This is a genomic window from Paenibacillus sp. JT22N12 (assembly GCF_056269365.1).
In genome coordinates this window covers 110,998-133,487 of the sequence record NZ_JBWDNU010000005.1, presented here as the reverse complement: position 1 = coordinate 133,487, position 22,490 = coordinate 110,998, and the positions used below count along the sequence as shown (strand labels likewise).

Genomic DNA, 22,490 nt, shown 5'->3' with positions numbered 1-22,490 from the left:
TACAATAGAAACAATAGAGGAGGAGTCATCCATGGCAGGAAAGAGCAGGATCACAATGCTCTCATGTGTAATCATCATGGCATTATTACTGGCTGCTTGCGGTCAGAACGGAAATCAGGAGAACCAGGCAGCAAACGGGGAAGGCAGCAGCAAGCCGGTCGAAATCAGCATTATGTCGGACTATTTCAGTCCGGAGCCGCCAAGCGACCAGGATCCGATCCGTCAGGAAATCGAGAAGAAAACGAATACGAAGCTGAACATTACATGGGTATCGTCCAACAACTTTACCGACAAGACGAATGTGACGTTGGCATCGGGCGACATGCCGGAATTGATGCTGCTCCGCAGTCCCTATCAGGCACAGGTCAGGAAAATGGCCGAGCAGGGCGCTTTCTGGGATCTTACGCCTTATTTGAAGGATTACAAGAATTTGAGCGCCTTCCCGGAGGACAGCTGGAAGAACACGAGCCTGAACGGCAACTATTACGGAATCCCGTTCGTCCGTCCGCTCTTCGGCACGGAGGGAATGCCGATTGTCCGCAAAGACTGGCTCGATAAGCTGGGCCTCCAGCCGCCCAAAACCTTGGATGACATGTACAATGTCATGAAAGCGATCACGGAGAAGGATCCTGACGGCAACGGGAAGAACGATACGGTAGGACTGACCGCCAACGTGTCGCAGACGGATATGGGCAGCCTGTCATGGGTAGAGAATGTCATGAACGGGAACTATGGCAAGTGGAAGGATCAAGGCGGCAAGCTGATCGATACGACGTTCGAGCAGGGAACGCGAGATGCTCTCCTGTGGCTGAACAAAGTGTACAAGGAGGGCCTGCTGGCTGCTGACTTCCCGACGCTGAAGAATACACAGGTAAGGGAAAGCATCACGACCAATAAAGCGGGAATATTCGCCGATGCGATCAAGCCGACCTGGCTGCTTACCGGTCAAATGCGCGCGGCCAATCCGCAAGCGGATCTATTGTACCTGCCTTATCTGGAAGGCCCCAAGGGGAAATTCGCTCCGAAGGGCAGCGGCGCATATGGCTTCTGGGTCATTCCGAAGACCGTGCCGGAAGCGAAGATGAAGCAGATTCTGGCTTTCATGGATTACGGAGCTACAGAGGAAGGCAGCGTCATGGCGAACTTCGGGATTGAAGGCGAGCATTATAATGTCAAGGACGGCATGTACCTGTTTACGGAGAAAGCAAAAGAATACACCGGCGTCATTTTCCCGATTTTCCAAAGCATCGACAAGTACGCCTTCGCATACCAGACCGGTATTCCGGAGGATTTCCTGAAGCGCAATATGTCCATCATCGACGAGCAGGCCAAGGATGGCATGGCCAATCCGTCCGTCGGTCTGAACTCCGATACGTACAACAAGGTCGGAGCCGATTACGACAAGCGCACGCAGGATATGAAAGTAAAAGTCATCCTGGGCCGCGAATCCATTGAAGCTTGGGACAAATATGCAGCCGATCTGAAGGCAGATCCCCAGTATCAGCAAATCATCAGCGAATTTAATGAAGATTATCAGAAGAGACAAAGCAGCTAGGCACTGCCTTTGCGAAACAGCTTCACGGGACGGGGCAGGACAATTTTCAGCCTTGGAGACACCAAAGGACGTCGCAGTTTCTTCTTGGCGGTCATGGTTGGTTCAGAGATTTGGTGATAGAATGGCGTTAGCTTGAGCCGAAAAAATGGAGAGATCGCACTTGAAAAATTGGAAGGCCGCCTTTCATTCGTTCCGTATATCATCGCTGTTTCGCAAACGGTTTTACCGGAGAAGCCTCGTCCTTGTTCTATTGGCAATCTGCCTTCCCACCATCGCTGTGGGCAGCGGCGTGAAGTGGATCGGCACCCGGCAGATGGAGAAAATTGTGCTCTCCTCCCGTCAGCACCAGGTAGCCCAGACTGCGGAGCGCTTGGACGATTCACTGTCGTTTCTGGAGAAAGCCGCCACGCAGTGGGCATTCAATCCGGAGTTCGGACTGAAGCTTAAGAACCTGGAGACGCAATACGATTACGAGTTCATCCGCAGTATCTATACGAATCTGTTGCTCCTGAAGGAGTCCAATCCGTTAATCGAGCAGGCGGATATTTATTTGGATCGTCCAGGCGTCGTATATTCGGACAGCAGTGGAACCTTGGCCCTGGGGGATGACGACAAGCTGCGGTTCCATGAATTATTGAATAATCCGCAAACAGCCTTCTGGCTTCCGGGGTTTCTCCCGGCAGCGAATACCGGCGCGGGAAAAGAGACGCTTACGCTTGTCTATCAATTGCCGGCGAGCAGCGACGTCGAACCGTTCGGCGCTCTGCTTGTACAGGTGAACCGGGACCAGGTTTCCCGGATGCTAAGCGGCTCGACATTGGACGAGAACAGCGCCGCGTTCCTGTTCGACGATTCGGGGCAGCCGATTGGCAGCTCCACGGAGAAGGCCCAATCGCTGCAGCTGCAAAGCGGGTTGATAGAGCGTATCGGCGGCAGCGGGAAGGCCGGCGGCTCTCTGATTTATGAAGCGGACCGGAGCATGTATTCCGTCACTTACACGGTATTCAAGCGGCTGGGCAAATATTGGACCTATGCGAGCGTCGATTCGCTTGAGAAAATCAATTCTCCCGTTGTGGCAGCCTCCAATTTCGTTTATTTATTCGGCGGGGCGGGGCTGCTGCTGGCTATTGCGGTTGCTTTCCTGGTGTCCCGCAAGCTGTATCAGCCCATTCATACCTTAAACAAAATGTTCGGGATTCATCTCTCTCCTGGAAGCGAAACGGCGGATGAGGTTGAGTTTATTACGGAGCAGTGGAAGCATTTGAACTTCCAGAGCCGCGCGCTGGAGGATCGTCTTCAGAAGCAGCTTCCGGTGATGAAGGAAGGCTTCCTGCTTCAGCTGCTGCAGGGCCATTTTCAATTATCCAGGCCTGATGAGCTGAAGGAGAGGATGCAGCTTTTCGGCTGGAACACAGAGCGGCCAGGGTATGCGGTTCTTGGTATTCAGATGACAGGATCGCCGCAGTCCAAGGAGCGGTTTCATAAAGGGGATCAGGAGCTCATCTCGTTCGCAGCCGTGAACATGGTGGAGGAAGTGCTCAAGGACCGCGAACTTCGGAGCGAGGTTATCAATCTTCACGATCTCTCTATTGGCGTCATTCTGGAATATCCGCCGGATGAATCTCCCGATAACAGAAGAAACGATTTGCAGCTTCTTGCCGAGAGGCTGGTGGATATCATTTACCAATTTCTGCAGATGCCCACTACGTTATGCATCAGCCGTCCGATAGAGACCGTGACCGAAATCCCGCAGGCATGGGAGGAAGTGAACCGGCTTGTCCGCTATCGGAATTTATACGATTCCAAGCAGGTCATTCAAGCGGAGGACTTTATGCCGCAGCTAAACGATGGGATACGCTACCCTTTTGCAGCAGAATCAGAGCTGATGCAGGCCATCCGCAATTTGGACGAGAAGCTGGCCGCCCAGGTTCTGGAGACGTTCTGCAGCGAGCTGGAGGCCAATACGACGAAGGAATATCTGTTTCAGCAAGGGCTTCTGCAGCTGCTGGGCAACCTTAGATTCGGAATGCTGAAGGCAGGCTACAACCCTTTTGAAACAGAGCCCTTCAGTCTCCAGGAGGAGCTGGACAGAGGCATTGAAACCTCAGAGATCGCAGCTCTGCTCAGAGAGCGGGTCATCAGCCCGTACATCCGGAGAATCAGACAGGAATCCGAGGATCAGGACAGCCGCTTGAAGTTGACGATTGAGCGGATTGTGGAGACGATCCACAGCCGGTATGGCAATGCGGATCTCTCGCTGGACATGCTGGCGGATGAGCATGAGCTGACTCCGCTTACGCTGAGCAAAGCCTTCAAGAAGATAACCGGCATCAACTTTGTGACCTATGTAACCGACGTCCGTCTTAACAAGTCGAAGCAGCTGCTCCTCGAAACAGACTGCAAAATCAACGATATCGCGGAGCTGGTCGGCTATCAGCCGACCTACTTCAACCGCATTTTCAAGAAGAGCGAGGGCATTACCCCTAGCCGGTACAGGGAAATGATGCTGGATGAGGGGCATAGGCCCAAGCTGTAACCTCTTGATCAAAAGGAGGCATTCCTGATATGAAAGCCGTCATGTTGATGTTTGACTCATTGAACCGGCATATGCTGGCCCCGTATGGATGCGATTGGGTTCATACGCCGAATTTCCAAAGACTGGCCGAGCACTCCGTTACGTTCGACCGGTGCTACTCGGGAAGTCTTCCGTGTATGCCGGCAAGAAGGGATTTGCAGACAGGCCGCTGCAGCTTCCTGCACAGAAGCTGGGGACCGCTTGAGCCTTTCGATGATTCGATGATCGAGTGCTTGAGGAAGAGCGGGGTATATACCCATCTCACAACCGACCATACGCATTATTTCGAGGATGGAGGCGCCACCTACCATACCCGTTATAACACCTGGGAGTATGCGCGGGGGCAGGAGGGAGACCCCTGGAAAGGGCATGTGAAGAATCCGGAAATTCCGGAGAGCCTGAGCGGGCGGACCGGCGATTTATGGCGGCAGGACTGGGTCAACCGCCAGTATCTGGATGCCGAAGAGAAGCAGCCGCTCGCGGTTACGGTCGACCGGGGCATCGAGTTTATGGAGCGGAATCACGATCAGGACCGCTGGTTCCTGCAAATCGAAGCGTTCGATCCGCATGAGCCTTATTTTACGCAGCAGAAGTACAAGGATTTGTATCCCCACTCCCCGATCGGCAAGCATTTTGACTGGCCGGATTACGGGAGGGTCAAGGAGCAGCCGGAGGAGGTGCAGCACGCTATCTTCGAGTATGCCGCGCTGGTCAGCATGTGCGATGCGCATCTGGGCAGGGTGCTGGACATGTTCGATCGTCTCCATCTATGGGAAGATACGCTGCTGATCGTCAATACGGACCATGGCTTCCTGCTCGGGGAGCACCAGTGGTGGGGGAAAAATATTCAACCGTTCTATAACGAAATCGTGAATATTCCGCTGTTCTTGTGGGACCCCAGAAGCGGACAACATAACCGGCGTTCCGATGCGCTGGTGCAGACGATCGATCTGCCTGCGACGCTGCTTGACTTCTTCGGCGCCGACCTGCCGGCGGACATGCAGGGGAAGCCGATCAATGCGGCAGTCGTTCAGGGCAGTGCAATCCGGGAAGCGGCACTGTTCGGGATCCATGGCGGCCATGTCAATTGCACGGACGGGCGGTATGTATATATGAGAGGGCCGAAGGATGCCGGCAACCGGCCGCTGTACGAGTATACGCTGATGCCGACCCATATGAACCGGATGTTTGCCCCCGGAGAATTCGAAGGGCTGGAGCTTCGCGCGCCATTCTCCTTTACCAAGGAGTGTAAAGTGATGAAAATTCCGGGCCATACATTCGTCAATCCTTACCAATATGGAGATCTGTTGTTTGATCTGACTCAAGACCCGAAGCAGGAGTCGGTTATGGACGATCCGGAGGTCGAAGTGCGAATGATTGGATTGCTGGCCGGACTGATGAGGGACAATGACGCACCGCCTGAGCAGTTCGAACGGTTAGGGATACCATTGGACGGAATCGTTACAGCGGAGGACGTAAGCCGGGAGAAAGAGCGGAGAAGACGGCAGGACGCAGAATCTGGAGGAACAGCGTAAAGGAGCTGGGCTTGCGGTCGGGGAAAGTGCTCGAAAGAAAGCCATCATGGATACGAGGTGCCGGACTAACCGGACAGCCTATTATAAAAAATCCTGAAAGGCCCGGGGAACTATTCTTAGGGCCTTTCGTTTTGCTCACTGATCCTTACAGCTCCATACTGTTCCTTACGATCAGGGCGGCCCCGGTAACAACCGCATCCTCCTTCAGCTGGCCTTTCGAGAACCGGGGCTCATAGGCTGGATAATTATACGTGTTTTGCACGGCAATCTCCGTCGCGGTCTGATAATACATGGGGTTGGAATTAATCAGAGCGCCGCCCAGGATGACCTGCTCCGGAAGAAAAATATTAATCAGATTGGCAAGTCCCACGCCAAAATAAACGGCGGATTGGTGGAACATTTCCCGGACGGAAGGGTTGTCGGATGACAAGGCCTGCACCAGGATGTCGAAGTTTAGCTGTTCAGGTGTGATCCGGTATTGCTGCAGGAGCGCATCATCGCCCATTTTCGCCCTGGCTCTGGCTTGCTTCTCCAGAGCCTGCACGGAGGCCAATGCTTCAAGAGCCCCATAATTTCCGGAGGGGTGAAGTCTGGGCCCGTCCGTTTGAATAATCATTTGCCCGATCGATCCTTCCATATCGACTGTTCCATGGACGATCCGGCCATAAGACATCATAGCCGAACGCAGGCTCACGCCGGCGTGGATATAAAGAGCATGCTGGACATTCTCATGGCGCATCGACCACTGCTCGCCAACCAGGGCCATATTCGCCCCGTTCTCAAGCGTGCTCCTGATCCCGGCTGCCTGCTCGAACATCCGGCAGATCGGAACCTGGGTCCAGCCTCTGGCCGGAAAATAAAGCGGGCTTAGAATCATGCCGTTAGTCCGGTCCAGGGGCCCGACAGCACCGATGCCCATGCCTAGGATTTGATTGGGCCCGATCTGGTGATCCCTCATGATATCCTGCATGAGACGGGCCACGTATTCGACCGTTCTCTCCGGTGTCATGGCCTCATCCATCCGCCAGCGGACGAGCGACTTCGGGTTCATCTGCATGTCGAATAAGCCGAGTGTCGAGGATATCCTGGAAATATCCAGCCCGAAAATATAGCCGTAATCCGGTCTGATTTGATAAAGAATGGGCCGCCTTCCGCCATTGGAAGGACCCCGTCCGGTTTCCTGAATCAGCCCTTCCGCCACCATATCATCCAATAAACGTGTTAACGTGCTGCTTGTAAGCTTGCTCGACGTTAATAAATCCGCCTTGGAAACGGTCCCCCGCTCGGCCACCTCTGTGTAAATAAGCTTTTTATGCGAAGGAACAGCTCTCTCGGGTTTGTTCTTCATCGTTAATCCCTACTTACACAAGTATTGTAATCGTAAATGTATAATTCTGATTATACCCGAATAGATTGCCTTCCGCTATCGCAGCCCAATTCGCCCGCCTAACTTTAACCCATAATGGATTAAATGAAGCTGAATAATCGGAATTTTGCAAATTGAAGCTAAGAGATACCTATTAAATAAACCTTTAATTAGCTATAAAATGAATTTATAACCCATTTACCGATTAGATAAATCCAAAATGAAATAAATGTGATAAAATAGAGAAAAGCGATTGAAAGAGGGTAAAACAATGGCGCAGGCTTGGAAAGAACGACTGGGAATCCTCCTACAGCTGTTTTGGGTATTTTTTCGGATTGGACCATCGACTTTCGGTGGCGGTTATGCCATGATGCCGGTCATTGAGCGTGAGATCGTCGGAAGGAAGAAATGGATCGACAAGGCGGACATGACCGATATGATATCCCTTGCCGGTTCTGCTCCGGGCGGGGTCGGCGTCAACGCGGCGGCTTTCGTGGGCTTTCGGAAGGCCGGCTTCCCGGGAGCGGTCGCGGCCGTTATGGGCGTGACGTTCCCTACTTTTCTGATCGTTATTATACTCAGCCTGTTCTATTTATATTTTAACGATAATCCGAAGGTCGAGGCGGCTTTGAAGGGAATACATGGCGCCGTCGTCGCGCTCATCCTCATGGCCGCCTACAGAATGCTCAAAACATCCGTTTTTGACGCTGCGACGGCATTCGTATCGATTGCTGCACTTATGTTTCTGTTCGCGAATATCAATCCCTTGTATATCATTGTTTGCGGACTGCTGGGAGGGATTGTGCTTATACAGATGAAGAGATTGATGGGACTTAAGACGAATACGGAGAAAACGTCCTCGGAAGCTCAGAAGCCGGAGCCGGTTTACCTTGAATATTACATCTAAGAGCGACATGGTTTAGAAGGGAGGGATGAAGGAATGATTTGGGGGCTGTTTATCACATTTTTGAAAATAGGTCTGGTTTCCTTCGGCGGCGGTTACGCGGTGATCCCCATGATTCAATTCGAGGTATCGGCTCATCAGTGGATGACGGGCGGCGATTTTCAGCAAGCCGTGTCGCTGGCGGGCATGGCGCCCGGTCCGATTGCTACCAACACGGCCACCTTGATCGGCTACAAATCAGCCGGCATCCTGGGAGCCGTCGCCTCTACTTTGGGGATGGTGCTTCCGTCTCTCACCGTGGTTGTGCTGATGGCGGCTTTTTTCTTCCGGCTGCAGCATAATCAGTGGGTAAAATCCTCATTTTATGGATTACGGCCCGTTATTACGGGATTGATAGTATTCGCTGCCATCCATTTCGGGTTTCCGGACGGCGAGACGGGCTTCACCTGGGTGACGGTCTGCACGCTCCTGATCTGCGCCGGATGCTTATATCTCCTACTGAAATATAAACTCCATCCCATTATGGTCATCTTGGCTGCCGGGGCCGCCGGAATTATATTGTTCTAATTCATTTAAAGTATCGCTGCTGCTTGTTAGGGCGGACGATGCTTTTTTTTGATTTTATCCGCACGGGAGTTATTTATACGATTTATTATGCTGCTGTACGCCATAATTATGTGTTTTTGTACACGTTATTCTGGATGGCTTGATCGACAAGCGGCCCGGTCCATACTCCTTAGGAATCCTCTGACCTTAGGGCATAGAAAATAAGCCCGAAGAGCACAGAAACTCTCCGGGCTTCCCTACAATATAAAAAGAGGTTTGAATGCTAGAACAAACTAATATAAGAAGATGCACGGTCAAACAATACGGTTTTTATCGCTGACTGATTATGACCGGGATTGCCTTTCAACTGCTCCAGAGCTGAGGAGACCAGTACACTTTGAATGGTATCTTCATGATAATGCTGCAATAACCAACCGAGATTATGAGGCTCCCTGGAATCCAGAATGTCCCGGAAACGGTTGGACCATGTAATCCAGTCCGCGGGCTTTTGCCAATTTTCCAGCACCATATCGCTCCATGCCTGTCCGGCGTTTGTGGTCAGAAACAGGATGACCTGATAACGGGTCATTTTGTTTTCATTGAGGGCCACAATAAACAGTTCCATCCTTTTGACTTGAACGATCTGCAGGCGGAGTTCCGGTTCAGGCAGCGGGTCAGCTTTGGGCAGTGGGTCAACGGTTTGAACAGACATCTTTAAATTCTCTCCCTTTTTTCGCTTACGAGGTTAGCTGTCGGATTCGGACGAGAGAGCCGCCCTTCCAGAGCCGTCAGGCATCCGGATTCACCCCTTGAACGCCAGAAGTCCCAGACGCTCACATGGTTCCCCCGCTGCTTCCTTTGGAAGCACTCAGCGAATAAATGATAGCCGTAATCAGGCTTGCCATTTATCATATTCCGTTCCTTTTCTTCTGTAAAACGATCCGCAGCCTGATAAACACTTCATAACGCCATATTTTTCATTTAAAGTGAAAATAAGCGGCTAAAACCAGTCATTTTGCGCAATTGCTCGTTCCCTCTTCATGTTGCTAATACGCTGCTCCATTCTTCATATAAGCTACCGAAGGGCCGGGTTTCATTTTAAGCGGAGATAAAGAAAAACGGCGAAATACCGCGATATACAGAGCATAAAGAAGCATTGATCCTCTGAAAGCGCTTGAAAATATGTCCAGCGGCGTTATTTGTGCCCATAGCTGTTCTGGACATGCTTTACACGCCGTACGGCTGGGAGTATGATTCATATCGTGCTTAACAGCATATATCCATTTTTTTGATCGCTGAGTTTCCGCCTTCGGGTGGAAAGCGGGGGAACCATAGAGGCGTTGTTGGTATCCGATGTGAGAGTCGGATCGTACAGCGCAGGGGTGAATCGTTGCAGGAGTGTCATGAAACTCATGCAGCGTAGGGCGACTCTCACCGCCCGAATCCGACAGCTAACCTCGTAAGCGCAGGTGGAGAGAGGAATGGTGAACGAAGTGATCGATTAAATTCGACCGCAGAGCGTCACGTGCCTCTGCGGTTTTTTGTTGTATAGATTTTTGTATAAATCTTGTTTTGTTTCATTCGCTGAATATTGCGCAGCAGCTGCAGTAACGGGGGAACCAACGACCGTCCTCGTCCATCGGGACGAAGGCGACGGTCACGGGGTGAATCATCCGGCATTCCAAAATGCCGGGCGTAGGGCTACTCTCATGCCCGAATCCGACAGCTAACCTCGTAAGCGTACCGGGAGAGGCAACACTTATCGCGAGCGATCAGGACGTTTGTCATGGTCAAAGAAGCCGCAGGTAAAGGTTACTCTTTTCCTAAGGCTTCTTTTTTGTTGCCTTCTTCCCTGAATTTGGAGGAGAAAAGTATGGAACAACGGCCCATATTGGTGGCTGCATCGACTGAGGCAGGGAGAAAATTCGTACGGCTGCTGCTCTACAAACAGCAGCCTGTGGTTGCCCTCACGAATAATAGGAGGGAAGAAAAGCTGCTGCGGGAACTGGGCGTTAATGAAATTATCCGAGTGAACACGACCCGCAGCAAAGCGGGAGCGGCTCCCCAATTTTCGATCGGACGCGTTTATATTTTTGAGTCGAGCCTGCCGCTCAGCTGTCAGTATCTGCAGCTCATGGCCAACTGGTCCTGCCAGGAGATTACCGTTATTACGACGGTATGGCATCCCGAGGTTATTTATAAAAAGCTCGGGGCTGCCTATATTGTGCGCACGCAATCCGGAGATGTCGGGTTCTTGCTCAGCCGCCTGAATGATCAACCATAAAGGGAGTGCTGTTATGTTGGATGTATGGATGATTTTGACTTTGATCGCCTCTTTCCTTGTTATCGCTGGATTCTTGGTCTGGTGCGACAAATCGATCGACGAGACGGAGGGAGAACGCTTATGACGCTGGTATTGATTTTTACAGGCGCGTTGCTGATCTACCTGGTGTATGCCCTGCTTCATCCGGAGAAATTTTAAATGAGCTTGAGAGTCGATTAAGCCCCAAGGAGGAACGGCTATGGACATATTGCAAATTATTATTGTGATCGGCGTTCTGATGCTGATCGCCAAACCGCTCGGGAATTATTTGTATCATGTATTCTCGAATGAACCTAACCGCACAGACAAGGTGTTCGGTCCGGTGGAGAAAGTGATTTTTATGATCATGGGGCTGAAGAACAGGGCAGGGATGAGCTGGAAGAAGTACGCCATCAGCTTTGTTACCATCAACTTCATATTCGTAGCCATCAGCTATGTGCTGCTTCGGGTGCAGAGCGGGCTGCCGCTAAATCCGAACGGAATCGGCGATATGGAGCCCACGCTCATCATGAATACGATAATCAGCTTCATGACCAATACGAACCTGCAGCATTACAGCGGTGAAAGCGGGCTGTCGTATTTCACGCAAATGGCGGTCATCATGATGATGATGTTCACGTCGGCGGCGACCGGCTTCTCGGTTGCAGTCGCATTCGTGAGGGGAATCACAAGCAAAGGCAAAACGGTAGGTAACTTCTTCGAGGACTTCGTCAAAGCGCACACGCGGGTCTTTTTCCCGCTGGCGATTATCGTCACCCTGGTGCTGGTCGGCCTGCAGGTGCCGCAGACGCTTGATCCCACCTTGTCCGTAACCACTCTGGAAGGCGCGACCCAGCAGATCGCAATCGGACCTGTAGCTTCATTGGAATCGATCAAGCATCTGGGCACCAACGGAGGCGGGTTCTTCGGCGTCAACTCGGCGCATCCGTTCGAGAACCCGAGACCACTTACGAATGTCATCGAGATTTTGTCGATGTGGATGCTGGCTGCGGCTCTGCCTTTCATGTACGGCAGGTTCGCAAAAAGCCGCAAGCAGGGCTGGGTTATTTTCTCGGCCATGATGATCCTGTTCCTTGTATTCCTCTCTGTCGTCTATTCGGCTGAGAAAAGCGGGAATCCTGTCATGAACGGGCTTGGCATTGATGCTTCACAGGGCAGCATGGAAGGTAAAGAAGTACGCTTCGGGATTGCCCAATCGTCCTTGTTCACAGCGGTTACGACGGCGGCGACAACGGGATCGGTCAATAACATGCACGATACGCTCACACCGATAGGCGGTCTTGTACCGCTTGCAGAGATGATGCTTAACGTCGTATTCGGCGGTAAAGGCGTAGGGCTGGTCAATATGCTGATGTATGCCATTCTTGCCGTTTTCATCTGCGGTCTGATGGTCGGGCGAACGCCGGAGTTTCTCGGCAGGAAGATTGAACCGCGGGAGATGAAGCTGATCGCGATCGCTATTCTGGCGCATCCGTTTATCATTCTTGCACCGACGGCCATTGCCTTCCTGACCGATCTTGGAAAAGGGGCCATTACGAATCCTGGCTTCCACGGCATCTCGCAGGTGCTGTATGAATACACCTCATCCGCGGCTAACAACGGCTCCGGATTTGAGGGACTCGCAGATAATACGCCGTTCTGGAATATTACCACGGGCCTTGTCATGTTCTTCGGAAGGTATATTTCGATGATTGCGCTGCTGGCCGTTGCCGGGTCGCTGACCCGCAAGCAATGGGTGCCGGAGACGATCGGAACGTTCCGCACGGACAATGCGCTGTTCACATTCTTATTGATCGGGACTGTCATTCTGATTGGCGCGCTGACCTTCCTGCCAGTTATCGTTATGGGCCCGATCGCCGAGTATTTGACAATTCGTTAAAGGAAATGGGGTGAGCCGAGAATGAATGGAAATCGTAAAAAAAGCATGTTTTCTGGCGATCTTGTCGCCCAGGCGCTAAAAGCCAGCGTAATCAAGCTGAATCCCGCAGCCATGATCAAGAATCCTGTCATGTTTGTCGTTGAAGTCGGCACCGTCATCGTGCTGCTGATGACGATATTCCCGGGATATTTCGACTCAAGGGACCGCATCGGCTTCAATTTGACCGTGTTTGTAATCCTGCTGTTCACGGTGCTGTTCGCCAACTTCGCAGAGGCTTTGGCTGAGGGCCGGGGCAAGGCGCAGGCTGATTCGCTCAAGAAAACGAAGCAGGAAATTATGGCCAACAAGGTCGTAGGCGGCGGCATCAAAGTCGTTCCTTCCACCGAGCTTCGCAAAGGGGATATCGTCATTGTCTCGCAGGGGGAGATGATTCCCGGTGACGGCGAAGTCATCGAGGGTCTCGCATCTGTCGATGAATCGGCGATTACAGGCGAATCCGCACCCGTCATCAAGGAGGCCGGCGGCGACTTCAACTCCGTCACCGGCGGAACAAGGGTTGTCAGCGACCGCATCAAGGCACGGATCACAAGCGATCCCGGCGAAACGTTCATCGACCGGATGATCGCGCTCGTCGAAGGGGCGAAGCGGCAGAAAACGCCGAATGAAATTGCCTTGAATACGCTGCTGATCAGCTTGACGCTTATTTTTCTGATTGTAGTCGTAACGCTTGGACCGATTGCTTCCTACGTGGATGTCGATCTGGAAATTCCGGTTCTCATCGCTTTGCTCGTCTGTCTCATACCGACGACAATCGGGGGACTGCTGTCGGCGATCGGCATCGCCGGCATGGACCGGGTCACGCAGTTTAATGTACTGGCGATGTCCGGTAAAGCGGTGGAAGCCGCAGGGGACATCAATACGATGATTTTGGATAAAACAGGGACGATCACCTTCGGAAACCGGATGGCCAGCGAAATCGTCCCGGTGGGCAGGGCGAATGTGAACGAGACGGCTGCCTGGGCGGCGATCACCTCTGTACAGGATGAAACGCCGGAAGGGCGCTCCGTACTGGAATGGATGAAGAAGAACGGCAAAACGTACGATGCCGCGCTTGGCGAAGGCGGAAGCTTTGTGGAATTCAAAGCGGAAACCCGGATGAGCGGCATTGATCTGAAGGATGGCCGCATCGTGCGCAAAGGCGCAGTCGACGCGATCCGTAAATGGGTGCTGGCCCAGGGAGGCGCTATTCCGGCGGATCTGGGTACGCAGTCGGACCGGATCTCTTCCGAGGGCGGTACGCCGCTGGCCGTAGCGGTAGACAAAGAGATCTTCGGATTGATTTATTTGAAGGATACCGTGAAGCCCGGTATGCGGGAACGCTTCGACCAGCTTCGGGCAATGGGCATCAGGACGATCATGTGTACGGGGGATAACCCCTTGACGGCGGCTACGATTGCCAGAGAAGCGGGCGTCGACGATTTCATCGCCGAGAGCACGCCTGAAGACAAGATTGCCGTTATCCGCCGCGAGCAGGCCGAAGGCAAGCTGGTTGCCATGACAGGCGACGGCACGAATGACGCTCCGGCGCTTGCGCAGGCGGATGTCGGACTTGCGATGAACAGCGGCACGACAGCCGCCAAGGAAGCGGCAAATATGGTCGATCTCGACTCCGACCCTTCGAAGATTATTGAAGTGGTGGCAATCGGGAAGCAGCTGCTGATGACCCGCGGAGCATTGACTACGTTCAGTATTGCCAATGACGTTGCCAAATATTTCGCTATTATTCCAGCAATGTTCATGCTGGCCATACCGGAGATGGATGCTTTGAACGTGATGCGGCTGGGTTCGCCGCTGTCGGCGGTATTGTCGGCCTTGATCTTCAATGCGATCATCATCCCGCTGCTCATCCCGCTGGCCATGAAAGGGGTCGCTTACCGTCCGATGAGCGCTTCGCGTCTGCTCAGCCGCAACCTGTTCATCTATGGATTGGGCGGAATAATTGCTCCGTTCATCGGTATTAAATTGATTGATTTGATCGTCCATGTATGGATCTGACGAACGGCGCAAGGCTATAAACTCAAATGGAAAGAAGGAATCGTACCATGAGTACACCACTTACGGATAGCGGGAATGAGAAGCAGTCTGGAGGATCGGTTTTCGGGATTGCCCTGCGGGCCGGCGTGCTGTTCATCGTACTGTGCGGAATCGCTTATCCGCTTGTCAGCACGGGACTTGCGCAGCTGCTGTTTCCCTCCCAGGCGAACGGGAGTCTGCTGAAGGATAAAGGCGGTAATGTAATCGGCTCCGAATTGATCGGGCAGAACTTTACGGATCCGAGCTATTTTCAGGGACGCGTATCCAGCATCGAATATAAAGCGGAGGCTTCCGGCACCAACAACTATGCGCCATCCAATCCGGATCTGCTGGCGCGGACGAAGGCTTCGATCGAGCAGTGGCAAAAAGATAATCCTGACGTGCCGCTTGCGCAGCTGCCGCTTGCCCTGGTGACCAATTCGGGATCGGGTCTCGACCCGGATATTACCCCGCAATCGGCCCTGGTGCAGATTCCCAGAATCAGCAAGCTGACCGGCATTTCCGCTCAGGAACTGGAGGCATTGGTAGATGAGCATACGCAAAACCGGGACTTGGGCGTATTCGGCGACAAGCGGATCAACGTGCTGAAGCTCAATCTGGCTTTGTCGGAGCTGAAGAAATAAGAGTAACCGTACCCTGTCCGCACGGCATTCCGCGGACGGGGCGGTTTCTTTTTCGGCAGAATCAACGGCATAATAGGCATATAAGCAAATCGATGATTGGCTGCGGGAGGGGGAGAGAACGTGACTCAGTTCAGACGCAAGACACCGGAAGAAATCCTGCATTCTATCTCCAGGCTGCACCGGGGACGCTTGAAGATCATTATCGGCGCGGTCAGCGGATCCGGCAAAACCTATCATATGCTTCGGGAAGGCAAGCTTCTGAAGCAGCAGGGGATCGATGTGGTCATTTGTGCGGTATCGACGATGCAGCGGTCGGAAACCGTCCAGCAGGCGCTGGAGCTGGAACGCGTGCCAAGCATTCATTGGCAGCGGGCTGGCAAGGAGCAGAAGGACCTGCCGCTGGATGTCTTGCTTGCCCGGAATCCGGAGGTTCTGCTCGTCGACGGTCTTGCCCACCGCAACCGTGAAGACGCCCGCTTCAAGACCCGGCTCGAGGATATTCAATTTCTGATGGACCACGGGATCAGCATTATTACCACGATTAATGTCTATGAGCTTGCCGGAGAAGACGAATTTGTCTTCAAGATGACAGGCATCAAGGCCGAAGATACTGTGCCCTCGAATACCCTTGAATTGGCGGACGAAGTCCGGCTGATCGATGTTTCGCCGGAGACGATACTGAAGCGGATTGACGAGGGGGTATTGGGAGACAGTACGCATCCCGCCTTGTCCCGCCGCGGCAATCTCGGCGTGCTCCGCGAGATTTCGCTCCGGCTGATGGCCGAAGGCGTCAACGATTCGCTGGAGAAGCACCGGGAGGAGCAGGGGCTCATCGGCCCCTCCGGCGCGGCGGAACGGATTCTTGTCTCCGCTCAATATCACTGGAACGGGTCGCTATACGTACGCAGGGGACAGCAGGTAGCCAAGCGGTTGAACGGTGACCTGGTTGTGGTCACGTTTGTTCTGCCCCGGCAGAAGCTAAGCCGCAACCAGCAGGCGTTCAAGCTTTCGATCCAGAAGCTGGTGGAGAAGGTCGGGGCCAAATTCGAGGAGCTGCCCCTGCCGCATCTGCGCAAGCTTCCGACCGTGCTTGTGCGTTACGCCACACAGCACAATGTGACCCGGATCGTCATGGGCCATTCCAAGAAGAACCGCTGGCAGGAACGGTGGCAGGGCTCGATTGTAAACAGAGTGCTGAGACGGACGAGGAACATCGATGTATTTCTCATGGCGGACCGGGCAGAGCATGAGGGTGAGCGCATTCTGCCCGTCAAGCCCAATCCGGCTGGAGGAGAGGACTCGTTCCGCCGGCTCAGCTCGAGGGAAATCGAGGAGAAAATCGAGACGATTCGGCGCGGAACCTTTAAAGTGTACATCGGGGCTGCCCCGGGTGTCGGCAAGACCTATAAAATGCTGCAGGAGGGCAATATTCTCCGCAGCAAGGGCATCGATGCCGTCATCGGCCTGCTTGAGACCCACGGACGCAAGGATACGGCTGACCAGGTGGGCAGGCTGCCGGTTATTCCCCGCGCGAAGACCAGCTATCAGGCAGCGCAGCTGGAGGAGATGGACACGGAGACGATCATCTCGCTTTGTCCAGAAGTGGTGCTGGTCGACGAGCTGGCGCATACGAATGTGCCCGGCAGTCCCTTCAAGAAAAGATACGAGGATGTCATCCGGCTGCTGGAAAGCGGGATTTCCGTTATTTCCACTGTGAATGTTCAGCATCTGGAAAGCTTGAACGATGCCGTTCTGCAGCTGACCGGCGTGCGTGTCAGGGAGACTGTGCCGGACGCCATTCTGAAGATGGCGGACGAGGTCGAGCTCATCGACGTCACGCCGCAGATGCTGCAGAGCCGCATGCGGGACGGGAAAATCTATGCGCTGGAGAAGGTGGATCAGGCGCTAGGATCGTTTTTTAAAATCGGCAATCTGATCGCCCTGCGCGAGCTCGCTCTGCGTGAAATCGCCGATGATGTGGACGAGCGGCTGGAGGCGTGGGACCGCAATACCTCGCTGCGGGGGCATTGGCGCAGACGCGAGGTGATCTTCGTCTGCGTGGACACGGGCAGCCGCTCCGAGCGTCTGATCCGGCGCGGATTCCGGATTGCCCACCGGCTGAAGGCGGAATGGCATGTGCATTATGTGCATCATGGCGCGGTGAAGACAGAAGAGGAGCAGAAGCGGCTCGATACGCTGCGCCAACTATGCGAGCGGCTGGGAGGGAACATGCAGGTAGCCGAGGCGGACAGCCGCAAGAGCATACGCAGGGCCTTGCTGCAAAGAATGAATGAAGTGCACGCCACGCAGCTGATCATCGGGCAATCCCGCAGGCCGCTCTGGTACACGCTGTTTAAGGAAACGGTAGTTCATTATCTGCTCCGTACCGCCCGCCATATGGATATGCTGATCGTAGCGGATTTTGATCCGTCGATTAAGGAGTGAACGTATTGAACAGCAGAAATCCCTCCTTAATCCGGATGGGATTTTTGTTTTTTGCTGGCTAAGGGGGAGATGCACTGTGATCAGGATAATGGCTGTTAACGACGAACATGAGCTTCTCCATCAACCATCATTAGATGATCTGAATCATGCCGATATACGATGGTACTGGGTGGATTTCAATGCGCCATCAGAGGAAGAAGCGCAGCTCCTGCAGCAGCACTTTCATTTTCATCCGCTGGCTATTGAGGATTGCCATCACTGGCTGCAGCGGCCTAAGCTGGATCATTACGATGACATTCATTTTTTTGTGCTGCATGCCATGAATCCGGACACGCTGGCCGCGGAAGAGATCGATATGTTCTGGGGCAGCAATTTCATCGTGACCTTTCATTCCAGGCCGTTGAAGGAAATGGACGAGGTGTGGCAGCGGATGGCTGAACATCAGAGGCTTCGTGAGAAAGGCAATGTGTACCTGGCCTATTTCATCATAGACAAACTGGTTGACGAATATTTCCCGAGTCTTTACCGGATCGAAGATCAACTGAACGAGATTGAAATAAGAGGGAAGAATGTTCCCCTTCATATGCTAATGAACGAAATTTTCGAAATCAGATCCAAGCTTCTGAAAATTCGAAAAACGATCGTTCCGATGACAGAGCTGCTCTACCGGGTCATCAATTCGGAAAGAATCGAAGGCCTGAAGGAGCGGATCGTCTATTTCACTGACATCTACGATCATCTTCTCAAGCTCTCTGAAACGATTGAAGCCAATCGGGAACTGACGGCTGATATACGGGACAGCTATGTTTCGATAAATTCTTACCGTATGAATACCATTATGAAAACTTTAACGGTCATTACGACGATATTCATGCCTTTGACCTTTATTGCGGGGGTTTATGGGATGAATTTTCAGAGAATGCCCGAGCTTGCCTGGCATTGGGGCTATTATATGGTTCTTCTTATTATGCTCGGCATTGGCGTTGGTATGTATCTGTGGTTCCGGTTTAAGAAATGGTTTGATTAGCGCTTTTATTTGACAGAAATCCGACAAGGGCTGCCAGCGATTGGCAGCCCTTGCTGCATGACGGAACGGCCGCAAGAGCTGCTGCAGCTCCTTCGGAGCTCTTGCAGCGAGGCCGTGATACAGGATAGCCGACAGAAGACAAGGAATGTCAAAAAGGGCTGATGGAGGCTTCTGCAATGGCTTGATCCAATGCCCGCAGGGGCGTTTAAAAGCGTTTTCATTTTTATCCCTGAATAATCCTCTCCTGTGTTACAATTGGTTTAGTTTTGCTGCTTCGTTCTTCCGCATTCAAAAGGAGGAGCTTACCCATGAACCCAATCCGCACCGGAATACCGCTCCCGCATTCTCTCAAATCCCGATTGATTATTGTTTTGCTGCTCGCTTCTTTTATCCCCGTTTCGCTCATCGGCGGCATTTCCTATTATACAATATACAACCTTCTGGCCAACAAGCTGGAGAAGGGCGTGCAGAGCAATCTGGAGCAGGAGAAGCAAAACCTCGACATTACCCTGAACAATCTCGACTATGCCTCGCAGCAGCTGGCGCTGTTCGGGGATATCCGGAACCATTACAACGCATTTATCAGCCAGTCGGATCCTCTTGAACGGGGAGCGATCGAGAAGGATGTATATAAATTCACCACGATCGTCAATTATACCAATCCCGATCTCGGACTGATGACGTATTTCCTCCCGGACGACGATATCTTTCTTTTTTCCAATATGAATGTAAACCCTGACCTGCATATCCGGCAGTTTCCCCATATCGCAACGCCCTATGCAGGACTTGAATTTCTGGGGCCGCACCGCACGCTGTATCCGTACAGCGACAACCGGGTGCTCTCCGTGCTGCGGACGGTCGGAGGCGGCAGTGCCGGGGAGAAGCGGATTGCCGTCTATATCGAGACCAATTTCAAGGTATTTCAGGACCGGTTGAGCAGCCTGCCATACGGACTGCCGATCAAGCATATCCTGCTCAACCGGGACGGGAAGACTGTTTACAGCGAGGAGGAGAAGGCGTTTCCGCTGCTGGCATCGGTCCAGCCCCGCAAGGTCGACGGCCGTTCGTATTACAAGCAGGGTGATTATGTGCTGTTCACCTCGCAGGGCGCGCATGGCTGGACGCTCATTACAGCGGTCGCGAAGAACGAGTTCTTCCGTGAGACGAACGAATGGATCATCCGGTTTGTGGCGGTCGGCATACTATCCATCGGCGCCAGTCTATTTCTCGCATGGCTCATCTGGCGGACCATCTACCGTCCGCTTATCCGGCTCAACCGGTATTTGCAGCATACGGCGGCAACCCGTTTCAATGAGCCGGTCCGCTATACGGGAGTTTTGGAATTCGACGAGCTGCTTGGCACTTTCGGCTATATGAAAAGCGAAATTGTCAATCTGTTGACAGAGATCGGGGAGAGAGAGCGCAACAAGCGGAAGCTGGAGGTTGAGAAGCTGATGTACCAGATCAATCCGCATTTTATACATAACACGCTTAACACCGTACAGTGGATGGCCAAAATGAACAATCAGCGCGACATTTTCGAGCTGGTCTCCTATTTCATTGAAGTGCTGGATTACAATCTGGGCAAGGAAGGGAAGATCGTCACCATCCGGCAGGAGCTCAAGGCGCTGGGCGATTATGTCCGTCTGCAGCAAATCCGCTATCAGCATTCATTTTGCGTGGAATACGAGGTTGACGACGATGTGCTGGAGCTTCCGTTCCCCCGCTTTCTGCTCCAGCCCCTGGTTGAGAACTCGCTTTATCACGGATTCCGCAACAAGGACGGCTTCGTTGTGGTGCGGATCAGACGCGAAGGCAGCGGCATCTTCTGCGTGCAGATCCGGGACAACGGCGAAGGGATGTCTCCCGAACAGCTGAATCAGCTGTTCGGCAAGCCGGACGATGTGACCCGAAAAGTGGGCCTGGGCATCGGCCTGCAATTCGTCCAGAATACGATTCACACCTATTATGGCGAGCCATATCGACTGGAGGTCGTCAGCGAAGCGGGCTCCGGGACAACGATGACCATTCGGCTGCCGCTGGAAATCGGAGGGGATAACGAATGATCAGGACGCTTTTTGTCGAAGATGAGTATTTTGTCCGCCAGGGCTTTGTATACTCGCTGCCATGGGAGAAATTCGGCATACAGATTATCGGGGAGGCGGACAATGGGGAATCGGCGCTTGAGTTCCTGCGCGATCATGAGGTGGATCTGCTCATTACCGATCTGACGATGCCCGTCAAATCAGGTCTGGAGCTGCTGCATGAAGCCAAGCTGCTCTATCCGTCGCTATCCTCCGTCGTATTGACCTGCCACCGCGATTTTGAATTCGTCCAGGAAGCGCTCCGGCTGGGGGCGCTGGATTATATTGTGAAGACGCGCCTGGATACGGCGGAGCTTGAACAGTCGCTCTACCGCATCAATGAACGAATGTCCGAGCGCAAGCAGGAGCCGCGTCATCCTGCCCCCGGCCTGCTCCTGATCCGGATAGCGGAGACGGCTCTGAACTTGCCTGAGCGTCTGCGGCTGGAGAGCGGACCCGGCTTGACCAGGCTCGAAGCGGACACCTGGTTCATGCCTGAGACGGGCGATTTATTGCTCGGGAAAATAACCGCGGAAGCGGCGGCGGCAGGCTGGGCTGCCGTGCATGTAACCGACCATTGGAATGAAGACAGCCGGATTGTCGATGAATTGCTGAGCGGCTACAGGCGGCATTCGTTCCCGTACCGGTGGACGCCGGACGCCGGAACCATTACCGTATCGCTTGTGGAATTAAAGCGCCTGCATTCCGGCAGGCAGCCGGCAGTCGCCGTTATGGCCGAGATCCGAAAAAGCTGGCACAGCTGCGGGTGGATTTTCGGGGAGGAGCTCTTTGGAGAATGGCTGGAGCTTGTTGCGCAGTGCGAGCCGCCTGTCGGGGAGCTGACTGCCATGACGGATGCCTCCTTGCTCGGCTGGCGGCTGAGCGACAGCCTGAAGGCTGCGGGCATGCCCGCGCACAGAGCCTTGCAGACGAATGGATTGCCGGCATACGAGCCCGCAGCCTTTTCCTGGGACCGGTGGACCCGGGAGCTGCGGCTCGCCCGGGAGTGTCTGCAGAGGCGGTATCATGCGCTGCGTTATTCCAAAGAGGTATATACGAGCGCGCTGAAGTCGCTGGAGATGATCCGTCTGCATTTGAAGGAGGGGCTGTCCCAAGGCGAGGTCGCCCGGCTTGTGGGCTTAAGCCGAAGCTATTTCAGCCAGGTATTCAAGGATATCTTCGGCATGTCGTTTAACGAGTATGTGAAGGCGCTCAGTATATGCACGGCGCAGAGAATGCTTGCCACCACGGAGCATCCGATCTATTGGATCGCGGAGCAATCGGGTTTCCAGGATGAGAGGTACTTCAGCCGGGTTTTCAGGGAGCATGCCGGTCTTCTGCCATCGGAATACCGGTTCCGCTGCCTCGCTCTTCGAAATGCGGCCGTAGAATCCTGTTCGGAGCCGGTGTGAAAATCGTCTGGTGCAGTCATCAGCTCGCAACGGTTTTCGCTATACCTGAAAACGGTCTTCCCTGATTGTTGAGAGCGTTTCCATTGTACACTTTCTATGGACGATAAAACTGTGGCCGAAAG

At 53.3% G+C, this 22,490-nt stretch carries 16 protein-coding genes and 3 riboswitches; of the genes, 14 read left to right on the top strand and 2 right to left on the bottom strand.

Annotation, left to right across the window (positions count from 1 at the left end):
- Positions 1–31: 31 nt before the first annotated feature.
- From AC0YOA_RS19920 to AC0YOA_RS19910, 3 genes are all read left to right on the top strand, one after another.
- Positions 32–1,555, top strand: a complete 1,524-nt coding sequence (locus AC0YOA_RS19920; RefSeq protein ID WP_475788078.1) for an extracellular solute-binding protein — start codon at positions 32–34, stop codon at positions 1,553–1,555.
- A 160-nt stretch (positions 1,556–1,715) separates the two neighbouring features.
- Positions 1,716–4,091 carry a helix-turn-helix domain-containing protein gene (locus AC0YOA_RS19915; RefSeq protein ID WP_475788077.1) on the top strand — a complete coding sequence of 792 codons (2,376 nt, stop codon included), beginning with the start codon at positions 1,716–1,718 and terminating at the stop codon, positions 4,089–4,091.
- Between the two features lie 29 nt (positions 4,092–4,120).
- A complete protein-coding gene (locus AC0YOA_RS19910) occupies positions 4,121–5,665 on the top strand; it encodes a sulfatase (RefSeq protein WP_475788076.1) in 1,545 nt (514 codons plus the stop codon).
- A gap of 145 nt (positions 5,666–5,810) precedes the next feature.
- On the opposite strand, the gene AC0YOA_RS19905 is transcribed toward AC0YOA_RS19910, so the two are convergent.
- A complete protein-coding gene (locus AC0YOA_RS19905) occupies positions 5,811–7,013 on the bottom strand; it encodes an ROK family protein (protein ID WP_475788075.1) in 1,203 nt (400 codons plus the stop codon).
- A 289-nt stretch (positions 7,014–7,302) separates the two neighbouring features.
- On the opposite strand from AC0YOA_RS19905, the gene AC0YOA_RS19900 reads away from it, so the two are divergent.
- Together AC0YOA_RS19900 and AC0YOA_RS19895 are read left to right on the top strand one after the other, a co-directional pair.
- A complete protein-coding gene (locus tag AC0YOA_RS19900; RefSeq protein ID WP_475788074.1) occupies positions 7,303–7,938 on the top strand; it encodes a chromate transporter in 636 nt (211 codons plus the stop codon).
- Between the two features lie 33 nt (positions 7,939–7,971).
- Positions 7,972–8,502: a chromate transporter gene (locus tag AC0YOA_RS19895; RefSeq protein WP_475788073.1), complete on the top strand. Its 531-nt coding sequence runs from the start codon at positions 7,972–7,974 to the stop codon at positions 8,500–8,502.
- Positions 8,503–8,764: 262 nt separating this feature from the next.
- Here the strand turns inward: AC0YOA_RS19895 and AC0YOA_RS19890 are convergent, their stop codons facing one another.
- Entirely contained in the window at positions 8,765–9,193 is a 429-nt protein-coding gene (locus AC0YOA_RS19890; RefSeq protein WP_475788072.1) for a hypothetical protein, read from the bottom strand.
- Positions 9,194–9,200: 7 nt separating this feature from the next.
- Positions 9,201–9,365, bottom strand: a riboswitch (cyclic di-AMP (ydaO/yuaA leader).
- Positions 9,366–9,764: 399 nt separating this feature from the next.
- Positions 9,765–9,962: riboswitch (cyclic di-AMP (ydaO/yuaA leader) on the top strand.
- Between the two features lie 91 nt (positions 9,963–10,053).
- Positions 10,054–10,238, top strand: a riboswitch (cyclic di-AMP (ydaO/yuaA leader).
- A gap of 116 nt (positions 10,239–10,354) precedes the next feature.
- Here AC0YOA_RS19890 and AC0YOA_RS19885 point away from each other — a divergent pair.
- From AC0YOA_RS19885 to AC0YOA_RS19845, 9 genes are all read left to right on the top strand, one after another.
- Complete coding sequence (locus AC0YOA_RS19885; protein ID WP_210044839.1) at positions 10,355–10,765, top strand: hypothetical protein; 411 nt, start codon at positions 10,355–10,357, stop codon at positions 10,763–10,765.
- 120 nt (positions 10,766–10,885) lie between these two features.
- Positions 10,886–10,963, top strand: a complete 78-nt coding sequence (gene kdpF, locus AC0YOA_RS19880) for a K(+)-transporting ATPase subunit F (RefSeq protein ID WP_379114309.1) — start codon at positions 10,886–10,888, stop codon at positions 10,961–10,963.
- A gap of 40 nt (positions 10,964–11,003) precedes the next feature.
- A complete protein-coding gene (gene kdpA, locus AC0YOA_RS19875) occupies positions 11,004–12,683 on the top strand; it encodes a potassium-transporting ATPase subunit KdpA (protein WP_475788071.1) in 1,680 nt (559 codons plus the stop codon).
- 21 nt (positions 12,684–12,704) lie between these two features.
- A complete protein-coding gene (gene kdpB / locus AC0YOA_RS19870; RefSeq protein WP_475788070.1) occupies positions 12,705–14,738 on the top strand; it encodes a potassium-transporting ATPase subunit KdpB in 2,034 nt (677 codons plus the stop codon).
- Positions 14,739–14,785: 47 nt separating this feature from the next.
- The gene (gene kdpC, locus AC0YOA_RS19865) at positions 14,786–15,400 is read left to right on the top strand and encodes a potassium-transporting ATPase subunit KdpC (RefSeq protein ID WP_475788069.1); all 615 of its coding nucleotides are present in this window, start codon (positions 14,786–14,788) and stop codon (positions 15,398–15,400) included.
- Between the two features lie 120 nt (positions 15,401–15,520).
- Positions 15,521–17,845, top strand: a complete 2,325-nt coding sequence (locus AC0YOA_RS19860) for a histidine kinase (RefSeq protein ID WP_475788068.1) — start codon at positions 15,521–15,523, stop codon at positions 17,843–17,845.
- Between the two features lie 76 nt (positions 17,846–17,921).
- Positions 17,922–18,872 (top strand): magnesium/cobalt transporter CorA, encoded by a 951-nt coding sequence (gene corA, locus AC0YOA_RS19855; protein ID WP_475788067.1) that lies wholly within the window; start codon positions 17,922–17,924, stop codon positions 18,870–18,872.
- Positions 18,873–19,180: 308 nt separating this feature from the next.
- On the top strand, positions 19,181–20,938 hold the full coding sequence (locus AC0YOA_RS19850; protein WP_475788066.1) for a sensor histidine kinase: 1,758 nt from the start codon (positions 19,181–19,183) through the stop codon (positions 20,936–20,938).
- Positions 20,935–22,368 carry a helix-turn-helix domain-containing protein gene (locus AC0YOA_RS19845; protein WP_475788065.1) on the top strand — a complete coding sequence of 478 codons (1,434 nt, stop codon included), beginning with the start codon at positions 20,935–20,937 and terminating at the stop codon, positions 22,366–22,368. Before AC0YOA_RS19850 ends, AC0YOA_RS19845 begins: the two co-directional genes overlap by 4 nt.
- Positions 22,369–22,490: the final 122 nt, after the last annotated feature.